Origin of the sequence: Zhongshania sp. R06B22 (genome assembly GCF_040892595.1) — a bacterium.
Lineage (GTDB): Bacteria > Pseudomonadota > Gammaproteobacteria > Pseudomonadales > Spongiibacteraceae > Spongiibacter > Spongiibacter arctica.
On sequence record NZ_JBFRYB010000001.1, the window covers coordinates 401094 to 423189 of the forward strand.

Below are 22096 nucleotides of genomic sequence, written 5' to 3' on the forward strand. Positions count from 1 at the left end.
TTATGCTTATTAAGTTAGGAAAAAACACTCTCTTTCGGCAAATACTAATTGCCGGAATTTCACCTGCTCTATTAGTCTTCTTTTCCTTGTTTACATATTCACTTGTCACGCGCCTTAACGATGCCGCCATCAACCAAAGAGAAATTACTACCAAAATAGCAGAAAATATTGCAGCCTCTAGCGAACTTGCCATTATTAGCGGCAACGAAGCACAGCTTAAATACATTATGAAATCGGCTTTGACAAAAGACATACTTGCTATAACCGTTTTTAATTCAATAACAAAAAAAACCATTAATTTAAAATATAATAATAAGCCATATAAACATATCAACATAATCACCGTACCCATATTTCAAAGTAGCATAAACATCAGTGACTCTTTTACTGGCGAAGGAAGTAACAGTGACAAATCACGAAAAGAGATTGGTTTTGTTACTATTGAAAATTCTAAAAAACAGTTATCTAAACTACAAAGTAGAATCATCCTAGTTTCTACCTCAATTGCTGCATTATCTATTTTCTTTTGTATTATTCTAGCTTGGATTATAAGTCGTCGGTTATCAAAGCCGCTGGCCGAAATTAATATTTTTACAAAAAATATAGCAGCCGGAAATCTTAGCAGCCGCCTTAATGTGGAGGGTGAAGGTGAGCTCGGTGAACTACAAAATCATATAAATGAAATGGCCAAGAGTTTAGATAGCCAACAAAAAGAACTCGAACACCGCTTCGCAGAACTACAGTCCGCAAAAACAGCTGCAGACGAAGCTAATAAAGCGAAAAGTCTTTTTCTGGCAACAATGACGCATGAACTAAGAACACCAATGAACGGCGCCCTGGGAATGCTGCAACTGTTATCAACGACAGACATAAACTCAGAACAAAGTAATTATATCGACATTGCTATAAATTCAAGTGAGCATCTTCTAAATATTGTTAATGATATTCTTGATTTTTCCAAAATTGAAAAAGGCGATCTTGAACTAGAAAAGCGCCTTTGTTCACCAGCTTCATTATTTGATGTAATACTCACGCCGCTTGAATATGAAGCCAAGAAGAGCGGCATCGACTTCAATTACAGTATTACCCCAGAGTTAGAATCAGTAAAAGTTTACCTCGACGATGTACGTGTTCGACAAATCATCCTAAATCTGGTTTCCAACGCTGTTAAATTCACTCACAGTGGAAGCGTCACCATTACCTTGTCTAGCGAAAAGCGTGACCAAGAGCATTTATGTTTAACACTCTGTGTTACTGACACCGGCATCGGTATTGCCGCTTCGGATCAAGCTATTATTTTCGACAGCTTCAGACAAGCTGATGGATCAAATCAACGGCGCTACGGTGGATCCGGTTTAGGTCTCGCTATTGTAAAGCGCCTATGTGAGCTAATGAATGCAGATTTGACGATGAATAGTAAACTTGGCGAGGGCACACAATTTACTATCCATTTGGAATGTCAGTACGAATCACAACAAATTGAAGACTCTATCGTCACCCCTCAAAATATTCTTCTCGGTAAAAGAGTCCTTATTGTCGAAGACAACCCCGTCAACCAAATGCTAGTAGCCAACATCGTAAAGCGTTGGAATATGACCGCAATCACTGCAAACAATGGCAAGGAGTGCTTGATCGAATTACAGCGCCAACCAATCGATATCGTCTTAATGGACCTACAAATGCCTGTAATGGACGGCTATGAGGCCAGCAGACAAATACGTCTACTAACAGGTTTCAAGTCTCTGCCTATTATTGCGCTCACCGCAAATAACGTCCAAGAAGACAAAGAGCGCTGCTTCTCTATTGGAATGAATGACTTCTTAAGCAAGCCTGTATCACTGAGTCTTTTAAAGGAAAAAGTCAGTTATTGGCTAAGCCACGTAGAGTAGGTAAACATTAGCTAAGGATGTGGATAAACACTCTTAATATAGACACTTACCCACAGGTAAAAAAAACACGCTAAGTTATCCACATTCCATCCACCGTCCCTACCCATGATTTTGACACCTTATATGTGGATAAAAGACCTACTTATCATTGAGATAAAACCCTATTAATCATACATTTAACTAAGTTATCAACAAAATACCGTTTCTTAATAACTATATTTAATATAAGTAACTAAGATATAAAAACTATATATGTATATACATAATTAGATAAACATACTTGATTAAAAATTCACCAATTCATTGCAGGACTGATAGATCCACGTATAATTTCGCGTCTTCATTCAAACTCATTCTCAGGTGTTTCGTGGATTATCCGCAAAGCTACGATGTTATTGTTATCGGCGGTGGTCATGCCGGTACGGAAGCTGCGCTTGCCGCCGCACGCATGGGTTGTGCCACGCTATTACTCACCCACAATATTGAAACTCTAGGGCAAATGTCCTGTAACCCTGCTATTGGGGGGATTGGTAAGAGTCACCTAGTTAAAGAAATAGATGCTTTAGGCGGCGCCATGGCAAAAGCCACCGACCTTGGTGGCATTCAATTTAGAATATTAAATGCTCGCAAAGGGCCCGCTGTCAGAGCCACGCGCGCTCAAGCAGACCGAGTACTTTACAAAGCAGCTATACGCACAATCCTAGAGAATCAGGAAAATCTAGCTATTTTCCAACAGGCTGTCGATGATCTTATTGTTGAGAACGATGAAGTTCGCGGCGTAGTAACGAATATCGGCTTGCGGTTTTATAGTAAAACTGTGGTTTTGACTGCGGGTACCTTTCTTGGCGGCAAAATTCATATAGGTTTAGACAACCACAGCGGTGGCAGGGCCGGCGATCCGCCATCATTAGCTTTAGCGCAAAGATTGCGGCAACTGCCGTTTCGGGTTGACCGACTAAAAACCGGTACTCCACCAAGAATTGACGCTAAAACTGTTAATTTTGATGGCCTGGAAGCGCAATGGGGGGATACTCCCAGACCCGTTATGTCTTATTTAGGTAATCAAGGGCAACACCCAGAACAAGTTTGTTGCTGGATTACCCATACCAACGAAGAAACCCACGCGATTATTCGTGGTGGCTTAGATCGCTCTCCCATGTATACCGGCGTTATTGAGGGAATTGGTCCACGGTATTGCCCGTCGATAGAAGACAAGGTTCACCGCTTCGCGGATAAAAATTCACACCAAATATTTATCGAACCAGAAGGCTTAAACACCCATGAGCTGTATCCAAATGGCATATCAACAAGTTTACCTTTTGATGTTCAGCTTAACTTGGTTAGATCAATAAAGGGCTTTGAAAACGCCCATATGACCCGGGCAGGCTATGCCATTGAATATGATTATTTTGAACCACGAGATCTAAAATACTCATTAGAAACAAAATTTGTTGCTGGTCTATTTTTTGCCGGCCAGATTAATGGCACCACTGGCTATGAAGAGGCGGCTGCGCAAGGTTTGTTGGCGGGGGCTAACGCCGCGCTACTCGCTCAGGGACGCGATGCTTGGTGTCCTCGTCGAGATGAAGCCTATATTGGGGTGCTGGTCGACGATTTAATTACCATGGGTACCCGCGAACCGTATCGCATGTTTACCTCTCGGGCAGAATATCGCTTGTTATTACGCGAGGATAACGCTGATTTACGTCTAACTGAAAAAGGCCGTGAGCTCGGTCTAGTCGACGATACCCGCTGGGCAGCATTCTCTGATAAGCGCGAGAATATTGAGCGTGAACGGTCTCGCTTGGCATCTTATTGGGTACAGCCGGGCAGTGCAGCCGCAGGGGCGCTAGACGCAAAAATAGAAAAACCGCTGAGCCATGAATACAATTTGTTAGAGCTCCTAAAGCGGCCTGAATTAAAATACGCCGATATAGCCGCATTAGTGGCCAGCCCCGACTCCCCTGTCTGCGATCAGGTAACAGAGCAGATTGAAATCGGGGTCAAATATGCAGGGTATATCGATAGACAAAAAGAAGAGATCGAGCGTTTGCGACGTTACGAGAACACCGGATTGCCGCTCGATTTCGATTATGCGGTTATCGAAGGGCTCTCTAATGAAGTTAAGCAAAAACTAGGTGATACCCGTCCAATGACTTTGGCGCAGGCATCTAGAATTCCCGGTGTTACCCCGGCGGCAGTATCTTTGTTATTGATTTACTTAAAAAAACGCGGATTGTTAGATAGGAAATCAGCCTGAGTGGAAGGAATTAAATCAAGGCTGCTGGCGGGAACAGCAGAATTAGGCCTAGTCGTTAGTAATCAACAATCGGAACTATTGATTAACTACCTGATTTTATTACAGAAATGGAATAAGGCCTATAATCTCACGGCCATTCGCGATCCAGATGCGATGGTCAGCAAGCATCTTCTCGATAGCTTAAGCATAGCGCCGTATCTGCAGGGCAACCGTTATTTAGACGTCGGCACGGGCGCGGGTTTACCGGGTATACCACTGGCAATTCTATATCCTGATAAACAATTTTCGCTATTGGACAGTAATGGTAAAAAAACCCGGTTTTTGATTGAGGCGCGTCAGCAACTGAAGCTTCTCAATGTTAGTATTCATTCTGAGCGTGCAGAGCTTTTTCAGCCAGAAGAACCCTACGATGGTGTTTTGTCACGAGCATTCGCCTCCTTGCTCGATATGGTTAACGGCTGTGAAAAGCACTTAGCTCCGGGTGGCCGCTTATATGCCATGAAGGGAGTTTTTCCTGATACAGAGTTGAGTCAGCTTCCAAAACACTTTATCGTCGAGCATTCATACTCGTTGTCGGTGCCAAATGTAGACGAAGATCGCCATTTGTTGGTGCTCGGCCGTTGCTAATTCATTGGCTTCAAAGTAGAAATTAAGGGAAAGCCCGTGGCCAAGGTATACGCAATTACCAATCAGAAAGGTGGTGTCGGCAAAACGACGACTAGCGTAAATTTGGCCGCCTCTTTGGCAGCAACTAAACGCCGTATTCTATTGGTTGATCTTGATCCACAGGGAAATGCCACAATGGGATGTGGTATCGACAAAAGTAGTCTTGAATATTCTGTCTACGATGTCTTGGTCGCTAGTAAGCCGGTCACAGAGTGCATTGTAGAGGCTCCGGACTTCGGTTTTTCAATACTCCCTTCAAACCAAGACCTCACAGCCGCAGAGGTAGAGTTAATCAATGAAATCGGTCGGGAATTTCGTCTTCGAGAGGCACTCGCCGTGGTTGCTGATCAATACGATTATATATTGATCGACTGTCCACCATCATTGAACATGCTCACTGTGAACGCCTTAGCGGCGTCAACCGGTGTCGTTATTCCAATGCAGTGTGAATATTATGCGCTGGAAGGCCTAAGTGCCTTAATAAATACCATTAATCGAGTCAAGCAGCTAATAAATCCAAGCTTAGAAATTATGGGGATATTGCGGACAATGTATGATGGCCGCAATAGTTTAACTAACCAAGTGACCGACGAATTACGCCGCCATTTTGGTGATAAGGTTTACAGCACGGTAATACCGCGAAACGTGAGATTGGCTGAAGCACCTAGCCACGGACTGCCCATTTTATTTTATGATAAGCAATCTAAGGGCGCTTTGGCCTATTTAGCATTAGCCGGAGAGATATTACGGCGATCGGCGGCTACTGACATTAGCGCCAATACACAGGCTGAACATATTCATGGTTAAAAAAAGAGGATTGGGGCGCGGCCTCGACGCACTGCTTGGGGCTTCAGCGACACCGGTAGCGATAAATCCGGAAGTAGATCTCGCTCAAATTGATAGCGCAAATAATGCTCAGCCTGATTCTGCAGCGCCAGCGACCGATGGAACCCTGCGTAATTTACCAATAGAGTTTATGCAGCGTGGGCGCTATCAACCGCGCCGCGATATGCAACCAGAAGCGCTGGAAGAACTCGCTAATTCAATACGCTCACAAGGCATTATGCAGCCGATAGTGGTCCGCCCGATTGAGGGTGGTCGCTATGAAATTATTGCCGGCGAACGTCGCTGGCGCGCATCTCAGTTGGCCGGCTTAGACTCAGTGCCGGCACTGATTCGGGACGTTGCAGATGAAGCTGCGGCGGCTATGGCACTAATTGAAAATTTGCAGCGTGAAGACTTAAACCCCATGGAAGAAGCACTAGCCATGGTGCGTCTGCAAAAAGAATTTGAGTTAACCCATGCTGAAATAGCTCAATTAGTGGGTAAATCCCGCACCACCATCACTAATTTATTGCGTCTTACTGGGCTTCGAGAAGAAGTCCAAAAATTATTGGAAAATGGCGATATTGAAATGGGGCACGCCCGCGCACTGCTAGGTGTGGCCCAAGAACAGCAATCTGCAGCGGCATCCATGGTTGTTAGCAAAGGCTTATCAGTGCGACAAACTGAAGCCTTGGTGAGACGGCTAGCGGAAGACAGTATTGGCGATAAACCGAAAAAGCCGAATGCCCTTGATCCCGATGTAAAACAATTACAGGAAACATTGTCCGAGCGTTTGGGTTCGCCAGTCTCAATCCAGCACAGTGCAAAAGGGCGCGGCACCCTAACAATCAAATATAGTAATCTCGATGAACTCGATGGCATCCTTAACCATATAAAATAGCTTATTTTGTGTACAAGGTGACAATGCTCACCATGATGTAGTGTTTTCAAGCAATTAATTATCTCGATATACAGTTAAATTATTGATTGCTATAGGTTAAATAGATTTGGTGAATACATGACATTAATGTCATAAGCGCTTAAATTGGTTGAACATTAACCATATAGCCCCTATAATTCGCCCCGATTTTTGGATAACAAGCACGAGCACTAAATCGGCCATATTTGGCAACAGCGGTGGCATTATGACAGCAGGAAAAGAGCGGGGAGATCCGCGGGCTGTTCATAAAATATCAACGCCACCGATACTGAAAATATACGGTTTTCAATGCGCGCTTGTGCTACTAGCCAGTGCCATACTGTTTCCCCTGGATAAGGTCATGGCCTATTCCTCAGTCATCGGGGGAATGATTTCCGTAGTGCCGAATGCGTATTTCGCGCGCCAAGTGTTTCGTTACGCTGGTGCTGCTTTTGCTCGGGAAGTCGCTCGGTCATTTTACCGAGGTGAATCCGGAAAATTTGTGTTAACGCTGGCTTTATTTGCTGCCACGTTTGCACTGGTTCAGCCCTTACAGGTATTTGTCCTATTCATGACATACCTAAGCGTTATGCTGCTGAATGCTGTAATACTTGCCCGCTATGCTTTACCGGGCAACAGAATTTAAAACTTTGGTCAACGCGTTAACATTTACGAGAGTGACACATGGCAGGTGAATCGCAATCCACCGTTGGTTATATCCAGCATCATCTTACTAATTTGACCTATGGCAAATTGCCAGCGGGCTATGAACGCCTTGACGACGAAGGTCACGTTCATGAAGTGCTAACACAAGACATATGGACCATCGCCCACAGTGGTGCGGAAGCATCAGATATGGGGTTTATGGCTATCCATGTCGATTCCATGTTGTGGTCTATTGGTCTCGGCTTTTTGTTTCTATTAATTTTTGCTCGCATCGCAAAGCGCGCCCATAGCGGTGTTCCACGCGGCGCTCAAAATTTATTAGAAATGATAGTTGGTTTTATTGATCAGACTGTTAAAGATGGATTCCACCATAAAAATGCCATGATAGCGCCTATGGCACTAACCATTTTCACATGGATTATTCTCATGAATGCCATGGATTTGGTTCCGGTTGATTGGATACCCATGTTTATGGCTTGGGTAACAGGCGACCCGCACTTCTTCTTTAAAGTGGTACCAACAACTGATCCAAATGTAACCTTGGGTATGGGTTTCACTGTCTTTGGATTGATGGTCTACTTCACCATTGCCAAAAAAGGCTTCATGGGCTTTGTTAAAGAGTTAACACTGCATCCTTTCCATAGCCCAAAATGGTACGTCAATATTTTACTAGTGCCGATTAACTTTGCACTGGAAGCCATATCTTGGATTTCTAAGCCAATCTCTCTAGGCTTGCGCTTATTCGGCAATATGTATGCCGGTGAAATGATATTTATCTTGATTGCGACGATGTTTGGTGCCGGTTTGGTACTTGGTATATTCGCTGGTGTGTTGCAGTGGGCGTGGGCGGTATTCCACATTCTTGTTATCACACTACAAGCTTTCGTCTTTATGGTGTTGACCATTGTATATATGGCAACGGCGCACCAAATTGAAGAAGAAGACCAGTTTCACTGATTAACATTTTTATTAACTTAAAGTTGAAAGTAGGAGAACTACCATGGGTTTAGCACTGATCGCTGTTGCATTGATGATTGGTTTTGGCGCACTGGGAACTGCAATTGGTTTTGCAATCCTGGGCGGTAAGTTGCTGGAAGGTTCAGCACGTCAGCCAGAATTAGCACCAATGTTGCAAGGTAAAATGTTCCTTATCGCTGGTCTGCTTGATGCAGTTCCAATGATTGGCGTTGGTATTGCAATGTACGTTCTGTTTGTTGTTGTTCCAGGTCTGCCAGTTTAATTGCCTGTAGCTAATAAACACCAACAGCAAATTCATACAGCAGAGGTATCGGCGTGAATATTAATCTCACACTGATTGGACAATCGATCAGCTTTCTGTTCTTTGTGTGGTTCTCCTACAAGTTTGTTTGGGGTGCTATTCGCACAGCGATGGATGAGCGTGAAAAGCAAATCGCTGACGGCCTGGACGCTGCAGATCGCGCCGGTCGTGATCTTGAGCTCGCTCAAGAAAAAGCGACTAAGCATTTGCGCGAAGCTAAAGTAGAAGCATCAGGCATTATTGATGCAGCTAACAAGCGCGCTAGCCAGATTGTTGAAGAAGCAAAAGACGTAGCACGAGCTGAGGGCGAACGCCTTAAAGCGGCTGCTGAAGCACAGATTGAGCAAGACGTGAATCGCGCGAAAGAACACCTGCGTTCACAAGTTTCAAAACTGGCTTTGGTTGGCGCTGAGAAAGTGCTTGAAGCATCTATCGATGAGTCTATCCATAAAGACATGGTCGACAAGCTGGCCGCAGGCCTTTAAGCGAGGTTGATCATGGCGGAATTAAGCACAACAGCTAGACCCTATGCTAAAGCGGCTTTCGAGCACGCTTTGGCGGCATCGTCGTTAGGCGAATGGTCTGTCATGCTGGCAACAGCAGCAGCCGTCGCCCAACAAGCGGAAGTGAAGAAATTTCTAAGCTCTCCGGCGATGACAACCGAACAGCAAGCCCAGATGTTTATAGATGTCTGCGCTGATACGTTTAATGCTGGCGGCAAAAATTTCATCAAGATTCTCGCAGAAAATAAGCGCTTGGAGTTACTTTCTACCATTAGCGAATTGTTTGAAGCGCAAAAGTCCATCCAAGAACGCACAGTGGATGTGGAACTGACGACAGCGTTCGCGCTGGACTCAGAGTCTGAGAAACGTCTTGTTGAAGTTTTAGGCAAAAAATTGGCACGCGAAGTCAACGTTCACACAACCATCGACCCTTTGTTACTAGGTGGTGTCATTGTGAAGGCCGGTGACTTGGTCATAGATGGCTCGGTGCGCGGTCGCTTAGCGAAACTCGCTGAAGCATTAAATTCCTGAGCGTTAAGAGAATAGGATTGAGGAACAGAGCATGCAGCAACTGAATCCATCCGAGATTAGCGATATTATCAAACAGCGCATCGACAATTTAGATGTGTCTGCTCAAGCCCAGAATGAGGGCACGGTAGTATCCGTATCTGACGGTATCGTACGTATCCACGGTTTAACCGACGTGATGTACGGTGAAATGATAGAGTTTGAAGGTGGCCGTTTTGGTATGGCCCTTAACCTTGAGCGCGATTCTGTAGGTGCCGTTGTATTAGGTGACTACCTTGGAATAGCTGAAGGTCAGACTTGTAAATGTACAAGTCGTATCTTAGAAGTACCCGTTGGTCCGGAATTGCTTGGTCGCGTTGTTGACGCACTGGGTAATCCTATCGATGGCAAGGGCCCTATTAACGCGAAGATAACCGACGCAATTGAAAAAGTTGCTCCCGGCGTAATTTGGCGTAAATCGGTAGACCAGCCTGTGCAGATCGGCTTGAAAGCCGTTGACGCGATGGTGCCAATTGGTCGTGGTCAGCGCGAGCTTATCATCGGTGACCGCCAAATCGGTAAAACCGCAATTGCGATCGATGCCATCATTAACCAGAAAACTTCTGGTATTAAATGTGTGTATGTCGCTATCGGTCAGAAAGCGTCTTCTATCGCAGCGGTTGTGCGGAAATTAGAAGAACACGGCGCTATGGACCACACTGTTGTGGTTGCAGCTACTGCGTCTGACCCAGCGTCTATGCAGTTCATCGCACCGTTCACCGGCTGTACTATTGGTGAGTACTACCGTGATCGCGGCGAAGATGCACTTATCATCTATGATGATTTGACCAAGCAAGCTTGGGCCTACCGTCAAATTTCTTTGTTGCTACGTCGCCCACCGGGCCGCGAAGCTTACCCTGGCGATGTATTTTATCTCCACTCTCGTTTGCTAGAGCGCGCAGCCCGCGTTTCAGAAGCCTACGTTGAAAAATACACCAACGGTGAAGTAAAAGGTAAAACGGGTTCATTAACGGCTCTGCCAGTTATTGAGACCCAAGCAGGTGACGTATCGGCTTTCGTACCGACTAACGTTATCTCTATTACTGATGGTCAGATCTTTGTCGAAACCGATATGTTTAACTCCGGTATTCGCCCAGCAATGAACGCGGGTGTATCAGTATCCCGAGTTGGTGGTGCGGCACAGACTAAGATTATTAAGAAATTGTCTGGTGGTATTCGTACCGCACTGGCTCAGTATCGTGAATTGGCTGCGTTTTCGCAGTTCGCCTCTGATCTTGATGAAGCGACTAAAGCTCAGCTCTCAAATGGTGAGCGCGTTACCGAGTTGATGAAGCAGAAACAGTACAGCCCCCTCAGCATTGCTGAAATGGGTCTGTCTTTGTACTGTGCTAACGAAGGTCACTTGAAAAACGTTGAAGTTGCTAAGGTTCTAGATTTTGAATCAGCAATTCTATCTTTCGCCAATAGCGAATACGCTGGGGTTATGAAAGACATCAACGAAAGCGGTAGCTGGAACGCGGAACTGGAAGGCAAGTTCAAAGAACTCGTTGAAAAGTTCAAGTCAACTCAGACTTGGTAAGACGTTAAGCTGCGCGCAAGCGCAGCTTTTCTGCTTGAGGATTGTTGAATCATGGCAGGTGCAAAAGAGATACGCACCCAGATATCCAGCATCAAGAGCACGCAAAAGATCACTAGCGCCATGGAAATGGTTGCGGCGAGTAAAATGCGTAGAGCTCAAGATCGTATGGAATTGGGTAAACCCTATTCACAGCGCATGCGCGCAGTGGTGGGCCATATCGCCAATGCTAATCCAGAGTACCGTCATCAGTATATGGTTGAACGGGAAGTTAAGCGTGTCGGCTATATTATAGTTTCTACTGACCGCGGTCTGTGTGGTGGCTTGAATACCAATGTGTTCAAAAAAGCCATTAAAGCTATGCAAGCTTGGTCGGAAGAGAATGTAGAAATTGATTTGTGCTTATTAGGCAGTAAGGCCGGCGCATTTTTCAAGAGCCACGGCGGTAATGTGGTAGCAGCGAGAAAAGACATGGGTGAAGCGCCCAGCGTTGCGGACTTGATTGGTAGCGTTAAGACCATGCTTGATGCATACGGCGAAGGCAAAATTGATCGCCTGTATCTGGTTGGTAATGAGTTTGTTAATACCATGACTCAGAGCCCATTTGTAAGCCAGTTACTGCCTCTGGAAGCAGAGCAAGATGACAGCCTAAAGCATCACTGGGATTATCTTTACGAGCCCAACCCTGAAGAATTATTGGAAGGTTTGTTGACTCGCTATGTAGAGTCGCAGGTTTATCAGACAGTGGTTGAGAACGGTGCCTGTGAACAGGCTGCACGTATGATCGCGATGAAGAGCGCGACCGACAATGCTGGCGATATTATCGACGGTTTGCAGTTGGTTTATAACAAGGCGCGTCAGGCAGCGATTACCCAGGAACTGTCAGAAATCGTGAGTGGTGCGGCAGCAGTCTAGCCGTAAATAGCTTTCACCACTGAAACAGAATTTGATTATTTAAGGTTTTGAAGAGGAACCGGACATGAGTAGCGGACGTATCGTACAAGTTATCGGCGCCGTTATCGACGTGGAATTTCCACGCGATGCGGTACCACAGATCTATGATGCACTGTTGGTTACTGACAGCGGTTTGACGCTGGAAGTGCAACAGCAATTAGGAGACGGCGTAGTTCGTACTATCGCTCTCGGTTCTTCTGAAGGATTGCGTCGTGGTCTAGATGTTAGCAATACCAACGACAAGATCTTGGTACCAGTGGGCATTGAAACCCTCGGTCGTATCATGGATGTACTTGGTAATCCTATCGATGAGTGTGGCCCTATTGGCGAAAAAGAGCGTATGCCAATTCACCGTAAGGCCCCTGCCTACGAAGAATTAGCTGCGTCATCTGAGCTGTTAGAAACGGGCATCAAGGTTATCGACCTTGTTTGTCCTTTCGCCCGTGGTGGTAAAGTTGGTCTATTCGGTGGTGCGGGTGTTGGTAAAACCGTAAACATGATGGAGCTGATCAACAACATCGCAACTGAGCACAGCGGTTTGTCCGTATTTGCTGGTGTAGGTGAGCGTACTCGTGAAGGTAATGACTTCTACCACGAAATGCAGGAAGCCGGCGTTGTAAACGTTAAGGAATTCAGCAAATCTAAAGTAGCAATGGTTTACGGTCAGATGAACGAGCCACCGGGTAACCGTTTGCGCGTAGCACTGACTGGTTTGACCATGGCGGAAAAATTCCGTGACGAAGGTCGTGACGTACTGTTATTTGTTGATAACATCTACCGTTATACTTTGGCTGGTACAGAAGTATCTGCACTATTGGGTCGTATGCCGTCAGCGGTAGGTTATCAGCCCACACTGGCTGCGGAGATGGGTGCGCTCCAAGAGCGTATCACCTCAACCAAAAGTGGTTCTATCACGTCGATCCAAGCTGTATATGTCCCCGCAGATGACTTGACTGACCCAGCGCCAGCAACCACCTTCGCTCACTTGGACTCAACCGTTACACTGAGCCGAGATATTGCTTCTAAAGGTATTTACCCAGCGGTAGATCCTTTGGATTCCACCTCACGTCAGTTGGATCCACTGATCATCGGTGTTGAGCACTATGAAGTCGCTCGTGGTGTACAGATGGTATTACAGCGTTATAAAGAGCTGAAAGATATCATCGCCATCCTAGGCATGGATGAACTGTCTGAAGAAGATAAAAAGACAGTTGAACGCGCACGTAAAATTGAGCGTTTCTTGTCACAGCCTTTCCATGTTGCTGAAATCTTCACCGGCAGCCCAGGTAAGTATGTATCTTTGAAAGATACTATTGCTGGTTTTAAAGGCATTCTCGGCGGTGATTACGATCATCTTCCAGAGCAGGCTTTCTACATGGTTGGTACTATCGACGAAGCAATCGAGAAAGCGGCTAAACTGTAAGCTCGCGCAAGCGAGCTTTATGCCTAAGAGGCTATAAATATGGCTATGACTATTCATTGTGACATCGTGAGTGCAGAAGCAGAGTTGTTCTCTGGTCGTGCCAAGCTGATTGTTGCCAACGGTACTCAGGGTGACCTGGGTGTGACCTATGGTCACGCGCCGTTGCTAACGTCCTTGGAGCCCGGTCCAATACGTATCGTTCAAGATAACGGCGAAGAGATTATTTTCTACGTCTCTGGCGGATTTCTGGAAGTACAGCCCAATGTGGTGAGTATTCTTGCAGATACTGCTATCCGTGCTGGTGACCTCGACGAGGCAGCAGCAATGGAAGCTCAGAAACATGCACAACAAGCGATGCTAGATCAGAGTGGGGATATCGACTACTCACGCGCTGCTGCTCAATTGGCAGCGGCATCGGCTCAGCTCCGGACCTTACAGCAAATTCGTAAGTCACTGAGTAAATAGTACGGTTTTCCGTATGTAAGAAAAGGGCGGCTCTGGCCGCCCTTTTTTGTTTCCGTTACTATCTCCCGTCACAGTGTCCCGATTACTAAAATACGTATCACCGCCAAGGGTTTAATAATGACATTAGACGTAGTGATTCTGGCCGCAGGCCAGGGAAGTCGTATGCGCTCCAAACTACCTAAAGTCCTGCATAAAATTGCCGGCAAAAGTATGCTTATGCACGTGCTTGAGGTGGCAGCGCAGATCGGCGCGGATAATACACATATTGTGATTGGTCACGGCGCAGATATCGTTAAAGAGAACATTGCCAACCACACAGTGAAGTGGTCGCTACAAGCAGAACAAAAAGGCACCGGTCACGCCGTTGCACAAGCGCTCCCAGCCATCGAAAATGACGCACAAGTTATTATTCTCTACGGCGATGTACCATTAATATCGGCAGAAACCCTAAGCACTCTATTAGACGATAAGGCCGCTAATGCCCTGTCTCTACTGACGGTAAAGTTGGCGGACCCAAACGGTTACGGCCGCATCATTCGAGATTCAGAAGACCAAGTTGTTGCGATTGTTGAACAGAAAGATGCCAGCGCTCAGCAGTTAGCGGTGAACGAAGTCAACACCGGTATTATGGCAACCTCAGCGAGCAACCTTAAGCGTTGGCTGCCTCTACTTAAATCAAACAATGCCCAAGGTGAATATTATCTAACGGATATCGTCGCCATGGCCGTGGCGGACAATATCCCCATAGACGTTTGTCACGCTAGCCACCCCATGGAAGTTCAGGGTGCCAATAATAGGTTGCAATTACAGCAGCTAGAGCGCTTCTATCAGCAGCAGGCAGCTATTGCACTTATGGCTAGTGGCGCAACCCTTGCTGATGCCACCCGTATCGACATTCGCGGTGTCTTACAAACGGGAGAAGACGTTTATATAGACGTCAATTGCGTATTTGAAGGCGAGGTCTCCCTAGGCGACGGCGTACGAATAGGCCCGAATTGTCATATTATCAATTCCAAAGTATCACGTCATTGCGAAGTAAAATCCAATTCGGTTATTGAAGGCGCTGTCTTGGCGGAGTCATGCACTATTGGCCCCTTTGCTCGTTTGCGCCCCGGCACAGTGTTAGCCAGAGGCGTAAAAATTGGTAATTTTGTGGAAACCAAGAAGGCGAATATCGGGATAGATAGTAAAGTCAGCCATTTAAGTTATATCGGCGACGCCGAAATAGGACGTGATGTAAATATTGGCGCTGGCACTATAACGTGCAACTATGATGGCGTTAATAAATTTAAGACTCAAATAGCGGACGGCGTTTTTATTGGCTCGAATACCGCGCTAGTAGCACCTGTTGCAGTGGGCAAGGGCGCGACGGTTGGCGCTGGCTCAACGATCACCGGAAATATTGCTGAAGGCGAATTAGCCGTTGCTCGCGCTAAACAAAGAAACATTAGTTCATGGAAGCGTCCCGTTAAAAAGCCTCAGGATTAATCTGTAACAACATTATTTATAAGGATAGTATCTATGTGTGGCATTGTGGGTGCGGTAGCACAGCGCGAAGTTTCCGGCATATTATTGGAAGGTTTGCGCCGCCTAGAATATCGTGGCTACGATTCTGCCGGTATGGCAATTATCGATCCATCAGGTGACATACAAAATCGTAAACGGGTCGGTAAAGTTCAAATACTGTCCGAGGAACTCCTTGCTAGCCCGTTGCAGGGACGGGTCGGTATTGCCCATACGCGATGGGCCACCCACGGCCAGCCCTCGGAGATAAATGCGCATCCCCATCTATCTGGTGATATCGCCCTTGTTCATAACGGTATTATAGAAAACCACGCAGAGCTACGCCTTCGTTTAGAGAAGTTGGGCTACGTATTTCTTTCTCAAACTGACACCGAAACTATCGTTCACCTAATCCATCATTATTACAAAGATCAGAAAAATATGATGGCCGCGCTTAAACTAACCATTGCTGATTTACATGGCGCTTATGGATTGGCGCTCATTAATAGCGCAGAGCCGGAAAGAATATTATGCGCTCGCAAAGGTAGCCCCCTAGTAATTGGAATTGGTATTGGTGAAAATTTTATCGCATCAGATCAATTGGCCCTAAGACAAGTTACCGATCGTTTTGTATATTTAGAAGAAGGTGATATCGCAGAAATCACACCTGACGAATATACTATTTATAACTCGGAATTTGAGCAGGTCTCTCGAGAAATAACTCAAATAGATACCGCTGCCGACTCAGCTGATAAAGGCAATTATCGGCATTTTATGTTGAAAGAAATTTACGAGCAGCCATCGGTAATCCGCCGGTCTTTGGCGGGAAGATTAGGTAGTAAAAAGATTCTAATGGAGGCAATGGGTTCGCGCGCTGCGCCGATTCTTGAAAAAATTTCCTCTGTCCAAATAGTGGCCTGTGGCACTAGCTATCACGCCGGAATGGTCGCCAAATACTGGATAGAAGGACTGGCAGGTGTTCCTTGCCGAGTAGAAGTTGCCAGTGAATTCCGCTATAGGAAATTTAAAGTTCAAGATAATACTCTCTTTGTGACTATCTCCCAGTCTGGTGAAACCGCAGATACCCTTGCCGCATTAAAGCTGGCAAAAACCCTGGGTTATTCTGCATCACTCGCGGTCTGCAATGTCGCTCAAAGTTCACTAGTACGAGAGTCCGACTTATATCTAATGACTGAAGCGGGGCCGGAAATTGGCGTTGCATCCACTAAGGCGTTTACTACCCAGTTAGTTGCGCTATTATTTTTAACTGTGGCATTGGGTCGGCACCACGATATTAGCGAAGCTCAAGAAGAAGAGATTGTTAGCGCCTTAAATTCGCTTCCTGATTTATTGACTGAAACCTTGGCATTAAATTTAGATATAAAAGAAATGGCGAATGCCTTTGCCGATAAACATCACGCCTTATTTCTTGGTCGTGGCGCCCAGTGGCCAGTTGCAATGGAGGGCGCCTTAAAACTAAAAGAAATATCATATATTCACGCTGAGAGTTACCCGGCGGGCGAGCTTAAGCATGGGCCTTTGGCACTGGTAGATGCGGATATGCCTGTTGTTGCCGTTGCGCCGAATGACCTGTTATTAGAGAAATTAAAATCAAATATCGAAGAAGTGCAGGCGCGTGGCGGGCAGCTATTTGTCTTCAGCGACAAAGCCGCCGGATTTAAAGCGGCTAAGGGCATGAATATTATCGAGCTACCGCACTCTAGTGATGTTATCGCTCCGATTATATATACCGTACCGCTCCAGCTACTGTCGTATCACGTTGCCATACTTAAAGGCACTGATGTTGATCAGCCGAGAAATTTAGCTAAATCAGTTACTGTAGAGTAGCGGGTGGTGATCAACAGAAATTGATAAAGAACAATATGGACTGTCCATTGGCAATATAAACTGTCAGATTGCCATTTAGTAACAATATAGGCGGTCCTATATTTAGGAGCTCAGCTTCAAGGCATGGTTAATCATATAAAGAATTTCAAATCCGAGATTTTTACTACACGTATGTGTATAGAAGGCAGGTAAAACTGGCCACGGTTTTGTAAAGCGGTATTTAGAGCGAAACTGAAGACAGGTATTGGTAATAAGCGTACGGATCTACAGTGCTTAAAATCCGTCAAGTGTGCGTAAATCATAAATCAAAGACTTGACCCCCGCTGTGCTTTGATAGCTACCTAACGCTTAACTCAGCGGGCGCGTTAGCGATCCGTTGGAGTTTCTTGTTATGCCAGTTTACGTTAATAATGGAAATGCAACAGCTCCAGCAGGTGAAGCCCAGTTTCCAACTAATTCCGCAACAATGGCATTCGTGCTAGTTAAATGAACGCCACCTGCTTCCATTCGACGCCAAGACATTTCTTCAGCAATCTGATTGGTTGAACCACATGCATCACATACTACTTTGACGATAAAGCCTTCTTTAACAGCACTAATCGCAGGGGCGACCATACAAACATCTGTTGTAACACCAGCCATTACAAAATTCTTTTTTCCTGTAGCGCGACACGCCGCAGCAAATGCAGGGTCATCCCAAGCATTGACAACACCATGACGTTTGATTCGTTTTTCAAATGCATCAGGAACCGCATTTTGCAGTTCAGGCATAAGTGGTCCCTGTACATCAACGTTATCTTCTTGGCTTGAGGTTAGGACGACAGGAATGTCTGTTCCTTTAGCAAATTTTGCAAGAATAAGAACATTGCGTTGAAGCAGTTCCAGGGGCGTTGTTGCGGCCCAAGTGTTGGTGCCAACTTGATGGTCGATTAAAATGAAAGCGGTGTCGTCGATGTTGAAATTCATTGGTATTTCTCCGTTTGGTTGATTGCATAACGCCTGCATTTGCGGCTTGGGTGAACTGGCGGCTTATTTGCCGCGCAGCGCAAAGAAGGTGACAGTTTACCCAAGTCCGGCAAGATGCACTGGTTATGTGTTTTTAGTTTTAAGCTTCGTAAGAACATACTTATAAATTACCGTAATTGATAGAAGCCAAACCAACGCTTTGATTAAAACAATTATTGAAAACCATATAGGCCTACTATGAAAAGAAATTAAATCAGTTGTTCTCAAGTTGAGTATTTCTAAATCTGTTGCCACGCCAATGAGTTGATGACCAAGCCAAAAGAACAAAAAAATTGATATTAAGAACCATAGTAAGCTGTTCGAAATACCCAATTCTTTAAACTGCATAATCACCCTTAATACACATAACGCCCGGCACAGGAGCGGTTTCCCCAAAGCGAAGCGGCGGGTAAACCGTCCCAGCCTCGCGGATTTTTGCGCGGCGACTGCTGCCGCTTGTTATAAGGCATTTTGTATCCACGCAAACCTGATAAAGATGCCGATAAACGCGCCCACTATCATTGCCAGACCGGATACCGCGTAAAAGCGCCTACTGCCTTCAATCTTCTCTGTGAACGTGCTCGCTATAAATGATGTGTAACTGCCTGCATTAAGCATTGCGCTAACCTGCACAAATACCAGGGACAGAAGACCAGTGACGCCATATGCGAGTGCGATACGAACATCCAGTACAGACAATGCGGCACCGAATACCGCTAGCGATCCATAAAATTTCGACGTGCTACTCATGATTTATAACGCCCAAAGCACAAGCGCGAACGTAGTGGGCGTCCAGCCCGCGCTTTTTGCGGGCGATTGTGCCTTTGCTTGTTATATTTTATTTGTGGCACGATATTGCCTGCTTGGCCTCTTTTTGTGCCGAATTATATTCTCCGTACATGCCACCGAGATCACAACAAGACCAATAACCACCACCGACATACTCAGCATCCGTTAAATCCCACTGGTACAAAGCATAAGTAAATGTGCCATCTGGCTTCTTACCTACGATAGCAATAGTGCTTCTACTCTCTGAGTAGAATCTATCTATTTCTTTGAAGCCCTCTGACTCTTCAGGGTATTCAAACTCTGTCATTGCGTACTCTTCACTCATACGGAAAAATATAACGCTCAGCGAACCTGCGAAGGTGCAACAGCGCCGGAGTCAGAGTTGCGCTGCTTGTTAGCAGTGATATGTAGCACAAATCTTAACAAATTAACAACTGCGAACAAGCCGAAAATACCCGAGGCCAATTGACTTACTTCAAGAACCACGTAATCTCTTAAATCTACCATTTCTCCTGACAAAGGAAAAACTACCGGGACAATAGCGGCTAAAATCGACAGATAGACACATACGAGCATACCGACGCCGCCAACATATTTTCGAAATGCTAATCGGTGAGAAACATATATTATTAACGCAATCGTAAAAACGTAAACGATACCAACAGATGCGTCTAGCCAAAACGGTATCATTAAAGTCTCGTAAATTTCTTGAGAAAATTCATCTGTTTGATTATTCATTTTCTTCTCGATGTGTACTGCTAACAGTGAATTCAAATGCGTTGCGCTTTATAACTCGTGTACATGGCGAGTCTAAGCCTTGAGATGATTAAGCAGGATAATTCTATTTGAATCAGGGCGATAGTAAGTCTGAAATGATTTTTTCATTTGCGTGCATCCTGCATTTGATGTGGAATCCCTTGGCTCTGATCATAATCACTTCTAAATAAAAATCAATTACTTAAGAGAACCATATCGGGATTAGTGAGCGCAATGCTGTTGAATATGGGTTTGACAGCTTTGATATTTCTAACTACTGTATATATGATCAGTGGTTTAGAGCTTTGTTATGGATGACATCAGGCACCACATACCAGAACGCCCAGCGCGTTTTATTGACCAATTACGGTACCATATTCGGAGCGTAGGGCTGTCTTACCGCACCGAGCAAACCTATGTTTATTGGGTCAAGCACTTCATTTATTTCCATAACAAACAGCACCCCAAAGACCTTGGTGCGCGGCATATCGAAGCGTTTTTAAATCATTTGGCAATAAATCGCCATTGCGCAGTGGCGACGCAGAAAGTAGCACTGAATGCACTGATATATCTATACAGGCGATTTTTCGGATTAGCCTTAGAGGACTTGGCATATACGCAAGCACGCGCTTCAAGGCGATTGCCGGTGGTCTATAGCCGTGGCGAAATAGAATCAATTCTAGTTCAGCTTCGCGGCCCCCAAAGATTAATGGTGGCGTTACTTTATGGAAGTGGCTTACGAAGTGCTGAGTTATTGGCGCTTCGCATCAAAGATATCGATTTTAGTAGCAACAACATTATCGTGCGCTCAGGTAAAGGCGATAAAGATCGATCCACCATGTTACCGCAGCAATTGATACCGGAGCTGAAGCGCCAGATTGCACGGGTCGAGTTACTGCACGAGCAAGATTTGGCAGATGGTTTTGGTGAGGTGTATTTACCAAACGCCTTAGATCGAAAATCTCCTGGCGCAGCGAAGGAAATTGCTTGGCAATACTTATTCCCCGCTAGTCGCATTGGCAAAGACCCGCGATCAGGTGTTTTTAGACGGCATCACTTGCACCCGACAGCGCTAGGAAGACATATTCGCCATGCTATACGGGCAGCGGCAATCAGGAAGCCTGCGCGGGCCCACAGCTTTAGGCATAGTTTTGCAACACACCTTTTGGAAGCGGGTTATGATCTGCGCACTATTCAGGAATTGTTAGGGCATTCTGACATTTCAACAACGGAAATTTATACTCATGTTGTAAATCGCGGTGGGAAAGGCGTTTTGAGCCCGGCAGATCGCCTATTTTCGAGCAGTCGCGTTGATGATTAGAAAGTCAGCGACTGGCCGCTATTGTGACGCTAGAGCCAAACACACCCAGTATCTAGGGGCCGCCTCCTAAACTGGTAGAAAGCGGACGGTTTAAAACATATCCAATGCTTATATCGCCGTTTCTTAAAGCACCATTGTGTTGTTTGCTTTGCGGAATCAATACCCGCGCTTTAGGCGCGGACTGAAGGAAGTGATGCTAGGCCAGACTTACAGCGGATTGTTGTTCCAGGTGTTGCGCTAAGCCGGCTGGTAATCTGAGGGCTTGTTCAAGTTGACTTAAATATTCGCGCTCACTCGGGTGGTCCACGTCGATGGCGAAGCACGAAATCAAGTAAACCTCTGTTTTTTGTTCAAGGGTATTTGTCTCTCGAACTAGCTCCTCGATGGTGGGCGGCTTGCGTAATAAATCGAATACTTGGCTTTTCATCTCTGGTGCCAACTGGATTTTATCGACGGCATCAAAAATCTTGTCTTGCTCTTTCGAATCAATCTCTGAATCTGCCCTAGCTGCCGCTATCATTGCCTTGATTAGAGTTAGCTGAAAGTTGTCATTGATCGCTGCGGTAGCTTCAAAGCTGCTTTGACTAATAGACGCCAGTGCTTGGGGGGCGCTATGTGTTTGACTAGAAGACTGTTTCCAGTTCTTAAACGCGCTGTAGGCTACTCCGCCCAGTAATGCTGCGCCACCTACAGTTGCAGCTTTGCCGGCAAATTTTCGGGCCTTTTTATTCCCCACTAAAAGAGCGACCAAGCCCCCGGCAGCGGCGCCGCCGGCAAGGCCTCCGGGTAAACCGGAGGCGAGTTGACCAATGCCTTCTTTAGCCTGACCTAGGGGACTACCCTGGCCGAATGATGTCGGCTCTTGCGCTTGACCGGGTCCCATAAATTGCTGCAGTAATGTCTGTAAATTCATCGTTATTA

General features: G+C 45.7%; 22 protein-coding genes. 17 read left to right on the plus strand and 5 right to left on the minus strand.

Features of this window, described 5'->3' with window-relative positions:
* Positions 1 to 2: 2 nt before the first annotated feature.
* The 16 genes from AB4875_RS01760 to glmS all read left to right on the plus strand — a co-directional run bounded on the left by AB4875_RS01760 (position 3) and on the right by glmS (position 17304).
* On the plus strand, positions 3 to 1889 hold the full coding sequence (locus AB4875_RS01760) for an ATP-binding protein (RefSeq protein WP_368374316.1): 1887 nt from the start codon (positions 3 to 5) through the stop codon (positions 1887 to 1889).
* A 367-nt stretch (positions 1890 to 2256) separates the two neighbouring features.
* A complete protein-coding gene (gene mnmG, locus AB4875_RS01765) occupies positions 2257 to 4149 on the plus strand; it encodes a tRNA uridine-5-carboxymethylaminomethyl(34) synthesis enzyme MnmG (protein WP_368374317.1) in 1893 nt (630 codons plus the stop codon).
* A complete protein-coding gene (gene rsmG / locus AB4875_RS01770) occupies positions 4150 to 4776 on the plus strand; it encodes a 16S rRNA (guanine(527)-N(7))-methyltransferase RsmG (RefSeq protein WP_368374318.1) in 627 nt (208 codons plus the stop codon).
* Between the two features lie 36 nt (positions 4777 to 4812).
* The gene (locus tag AB4875_RS01775; protein WP_368374319.1) at positions 4813 to 5622 is read left to right on the plus strand and encodes a ParA family protein; all 810 of its coding nucleotides are present in this window, start codon (positions 4813 to 4815) and stop codon (positions 5620 to 5622) included.
* Positions 5615 to 6541, plus strand: a complete 927-nt coding sequence (locus tag AB4875_RS01780) for a ParB/RepB/Spo0J family partition protein (RefSeq protein WP_368374320.1) — start codon at positions 5615 to 5617, stop codon at positions 6539 to 6541. The genes AB4875_RS01775 and AB4875_RS01780 overlap by 8 nt, the downstream gene beginning before the upstream one ends.
* 244 nt (positions 6542 to 6785) lie before the next feature.
* The gene (locus AB4875_RS01785; protein ID WP_368374321.1) at positions 6786 to 7205 is read left to right on the plus strand and encodes an ATP synthase subunit I; all 420 of its coding nucleotides are present in this window, start codon (positions 6786 to 6788) and stop codon (positions 7203 to 7205) included.
* A gap of 38 nt (positions 7206 to 7243) precedes the next feature.
* Positions 7244 to 8182, plus strand: coding sequence for a F0F1 ATP synthase subunit A (atpB, locus tag AB4875_RS01790; RefSeq protein WP_368374322.1), 939 nt, complete (start codon positions 7244 to 7246; stop codon positions 8180 to 8182).
* A 43-nt stretch (positions 8183 to 8225) separates the two neighbouring features.
* A complete protein-coding gene (gene atpE / locus AB4875_RS01795) occupies positions 8226 to 8465 on the plus strand; it encodes a F0F1 ATP synthase subunit C (protein WP_368374323.1) in 240 nt (79 codons plus the stop codon).
* A gap of 53 nt (positions 8466 to 8518) precedes the next feature.
* A complete protein-coding gene (locus tag AB4875_RS01800) occupies positions 8519 to 8989 on the plus strand; it encodes a F0F1 ATP synthase subunit B (RefSeq protein ID WP_368374324.1) in 471 nt (156 codons plus the stop codon).
* Positions 8990 to 9001: 12 nt separating this feature from the next.
* Entirely contained in the window at positions 9002 to 9538 is a 537-nt protein-coding gene (locus AB4875_RS01805) for a F0F1 ATP synthase subunit delta (protein WP_368374325.1), read from the plus strand.
* A 31-nt stretch (positions 9539 to 9569) separates the two neighbouring features.
* Positions 9570 to 11114 carry a F0F1 ATP synthase subunit alpha gene (atpA, locus tag AB4875_RS01810; protein ID WP_368374326.1) on the plus strand — a complete coding sequence of 515 codons (1545 nt, stop codon included), beginning with the start codon at positions 9570 to 9572 and terminating at the stop codon, positions 11112 to 11114.
* Between the two features lie 51 nt (positions 11115 to 11165).
* The gene (gene atpG / locus AB4875_RS01815; RefSeq protein WP_368374327.1) at positions 11166 to 12026 is read left to right on the plus strand and encodes a F0F1 ATP synthase subunit gamma; all 861 of its coding nucleotides are present in this window, start codon (positions 11166 to 11168) and stop codon (positions 12024 to 12026) included.
* Positions 12027 to 12090: 64 nt separating this feature from the next.
* Positions 12091 to 13488 (plus strand): F0F1 ATP synthase subunit beta, encoded by a 1398-nt coding sequence (atpD, locus tag AB4875_RS01820; RefSeq protein ID WP_368374328.1) that lies wholly within the window; start codon positions 12091 to 12093, stop codon positions 13486 to 13488.
* A gap of 39 nt (positions 13489 to 13527) precedes the next feature.
* A complete protein-coding gene (locus tag AB4875_RS01825; protein WP_368374329.1) occupies positions 13528 to 13953 on the plus strand; it encodes a F0F1 ATP synthase subunit epsilon in 426 nt (141 codons plus the stop codon).
* Between the two features lie 117 nt (positions 13954 to 14070).
* Complete coding sequence (gene glmU, locus AB4875_RS01830) at positions 14071 to 15441, plus strand: bifunctional UDP-N-acetylglucosamine diphosphorylase/glucosamine-1-phosphate N-acetyltransferase GlmU (protein ID WP_368374330.1); 1371 nt, start codon at positions 14071 to 14073, stop codon at positions 15439 to 15441.
* A gap of 33 nt (positions 15442 to 15474) precedes the next feature.
* Positions 15475 to 17304: a glutamine--fructose-6-phosphate transaminase (isomerizing) gene (gene glmS / locus AB4875_RS01835; protein ID WP_368374331.1), complete on the plus strand. Its 1830-nt coding sequence runs from the start codon at positions 15475 to 15477 to the stop codon at positions 17302 to 17304.
* Between the two features lie 399 nt (positions 17305 to 17703).
* On the opposite strand, the gene AB4875_RS01840 is transcribed toward glmS, so the two are convergent.
* The 4 genes from AB4875_RS01840 to AB4875_RS01855 form a co-directional block, all read right to left on the minus strand.
* A complete protein-coding gene (locus AB4875_RS01840; RefSeq protein WP_368374332.1) occupies positions 17704 to 18270 on the minus strand; it encodes an isochorismatase family protein in 567 nt (188 codons plus the stop codon).
* A 498-nt stretch (positions 18271 to 18768) separates the two neighbouring features.
* The gene (locus tag AB4875_RS01845) at positions 18769 to 19059 is read right to left on the minus strand and encodes a hypothetical protein (RefSeq protein WP_368374333.1); all 291 of its coding nucleotides are present in this window, start codon (positions 19057 to 19059) and stop codon (positions 18769 to 18771) included.
* Positions 19060 to 19147: 88 nt separating this feature from the next.
* The gene (locus AB4875_RS01850; RefSeq protein WP_368374334.1) at positions 19148 to 19405 is read right to left on the minus strand and encodes a hypothetical protein; all 258 of its coding nucleotides are present in this window, start codon (positions 19403 to 19405) and stop codon (positions 19148 to 19150) included.
* Positions 19406 to 19440: 35 nt separating this feature from the next.
* Entirely contained in the window at positions 19441 to 19836 is a 396-nt protein-coding gene (locus AB4875_RS01855; protein WP_368374335.1) for a hypothetical protein, read from the minus strand.
* A 328-nt stretch (positions 19837 to 20164) separates the two neighbouring features.
* Between AB4875_RS01855 and AB4875_RS01860 the strand changes: the two genes are divergently transcribed.
* Entirely contained in the window at positions 20165 to 21175 is a 1011-nt protein-coding gene (locus tag AB4875_RS01860) for an integron integrase (RefSeq protein ID WP_368374336.1), read from the plus strand.
* Positions 21176 to 21371: 196 nt separating this feature from the next.
* Here the strand turns inward: AB4875_RS01860 and AB4875_RS01865 are convergent, their stop codons facing one another.
* Positions 21372 to 22088: a tellurite resistance TerB family protein gene (locus tag AB4875_RS01865; RefSeq protein ID WP_368374337.1), complete on the minus strand. Its 717-nt coding sequence runs from the start codon at positions 22086 to 22088 to the stop codon at positions 21372 to 21374.
* Positions 22089 to 22096 lie beyond the last annotated feature (8 nt).

Bases quoted from the DNA above. Each gene is read 5' to 3' on its own strand.
- AB4875_RS01780 (WP_368374320.1), top strand. From the start codon at position 5,615: ATGGTTAAAAAAAGAGGATTGGGGCGCGGCCTCGACGCACTGCTTGGG.
- AB4875_RS01825 (WP_368374329.1), top strand. From the start codon at position 13,528: ATGGCTATGACTATTCATTGTGACATCGTGAGTGCAGAAGCAGAGTTG.
- glmU (WP_368374330.1), top strand. From the start codon at position 14,071: ATGACATTAGACGTAGTGATTCTGGCCGCAGGCCAGGGAAGTCGTATG.
- AB4875_RS01850 (WP_368374334.1), bottom strand. From the start codon at position 19,405: ATGACAGAGTTTGAATACCCTGAAGAGTCAGAGGGCTTCAAAGAAATA.
- atpB (WP_368374322.1), top strand. From the start codon at position 7,244: ATGGCAGGTGAATCGCAATCCACCGTTGGTTATATCCAGCATCATCTT.
- AB4875_RS01785 (WP_368374321.1), top strand. From the start codon at position 6,786: ATGACAGCAGGAAAAGAGCGGGGAGATCCGCGGGCTGTTCATAAAATA.
- AB4875_RS01840 (WP_368374332.1), bottom strand. From the start codon at position 18,270: ATGAATTTCAACATCGACGACACCGCTTTCATTTTAATCGACCATCAA.
- AB4875_RS01760 (WP_368374316.1), top strand. From the start codon at position 3: ATGCTTATTAAGTTAGGAAAAAACACTCTCTTTCGGCAAATACTAATT.
- atpA (WP_368374326.1), top strand. From the start codon at position 9,570: ATGCAGCAACTGAATCCATCCGAGATTAGCGATATTATCAAACAGCGC.
- glmS (WP_368374331.1), top strand. From the start codon at position 15,475: ATGTGTGGCATTGTGGGTGCGGTAGCACAGCGCGAAGTTTCCGGCATA.
- AB4875_RS01845 (WP_368374333.1), bottom strand. From the start codon at position 19,059: ATGAGTAGCACGTCGAAATTTTATGGATCGCTAGCGGTATTCGGTGCC.
- AB4875_RS01860 (WP_368374336.1), top strand. From the start codon at position 20,165: ATGGATGACATCAGGCACCACATACCAGAACGCCCAGCGCGTTTTATT.
- AB4875_RS01805 (WP_368374325.1), top strand. From the start codon at position 9,002: ATGGCGGAATTAAGCACAACAGCTAGACCCTATGCTAAAGCGGCTTTC.
- atpD (WP_368374328.1), top strand. From the start codon at position 12,091: ATGAGTAGCGGACGTATCGTACAAGTTATCGGCGCCGTTATCGACGTG.
- atpE (WP_368374323.1), top strand. From the start codon at position 8,226: ATGGGTTTAGCACTGATCGCTGTTGCATTGATGATTGGTTTTGGCGCA.
- AB4875_RS01865 (WP_368374337.1), bottom strand. From the start codon at position 22,088: ATGAATTTACAGACATTACTGCAGCAATTTATGGGACCCGGTCAAGCG.
- AB4875_RS01855 (WP_368374335.1), bottom strand. From the start codon at position 19,836: ATGAATAATCAAACAGATGAATTTTCTCAAGAAATTTACGAGACTTTA.
- atpG (WP_368374327.1), top strand. From the start codon at position 11,166: ATGGCAGGTGCAAAAGAGATACGCACCCAGATATCCAGCATCAAGAGC.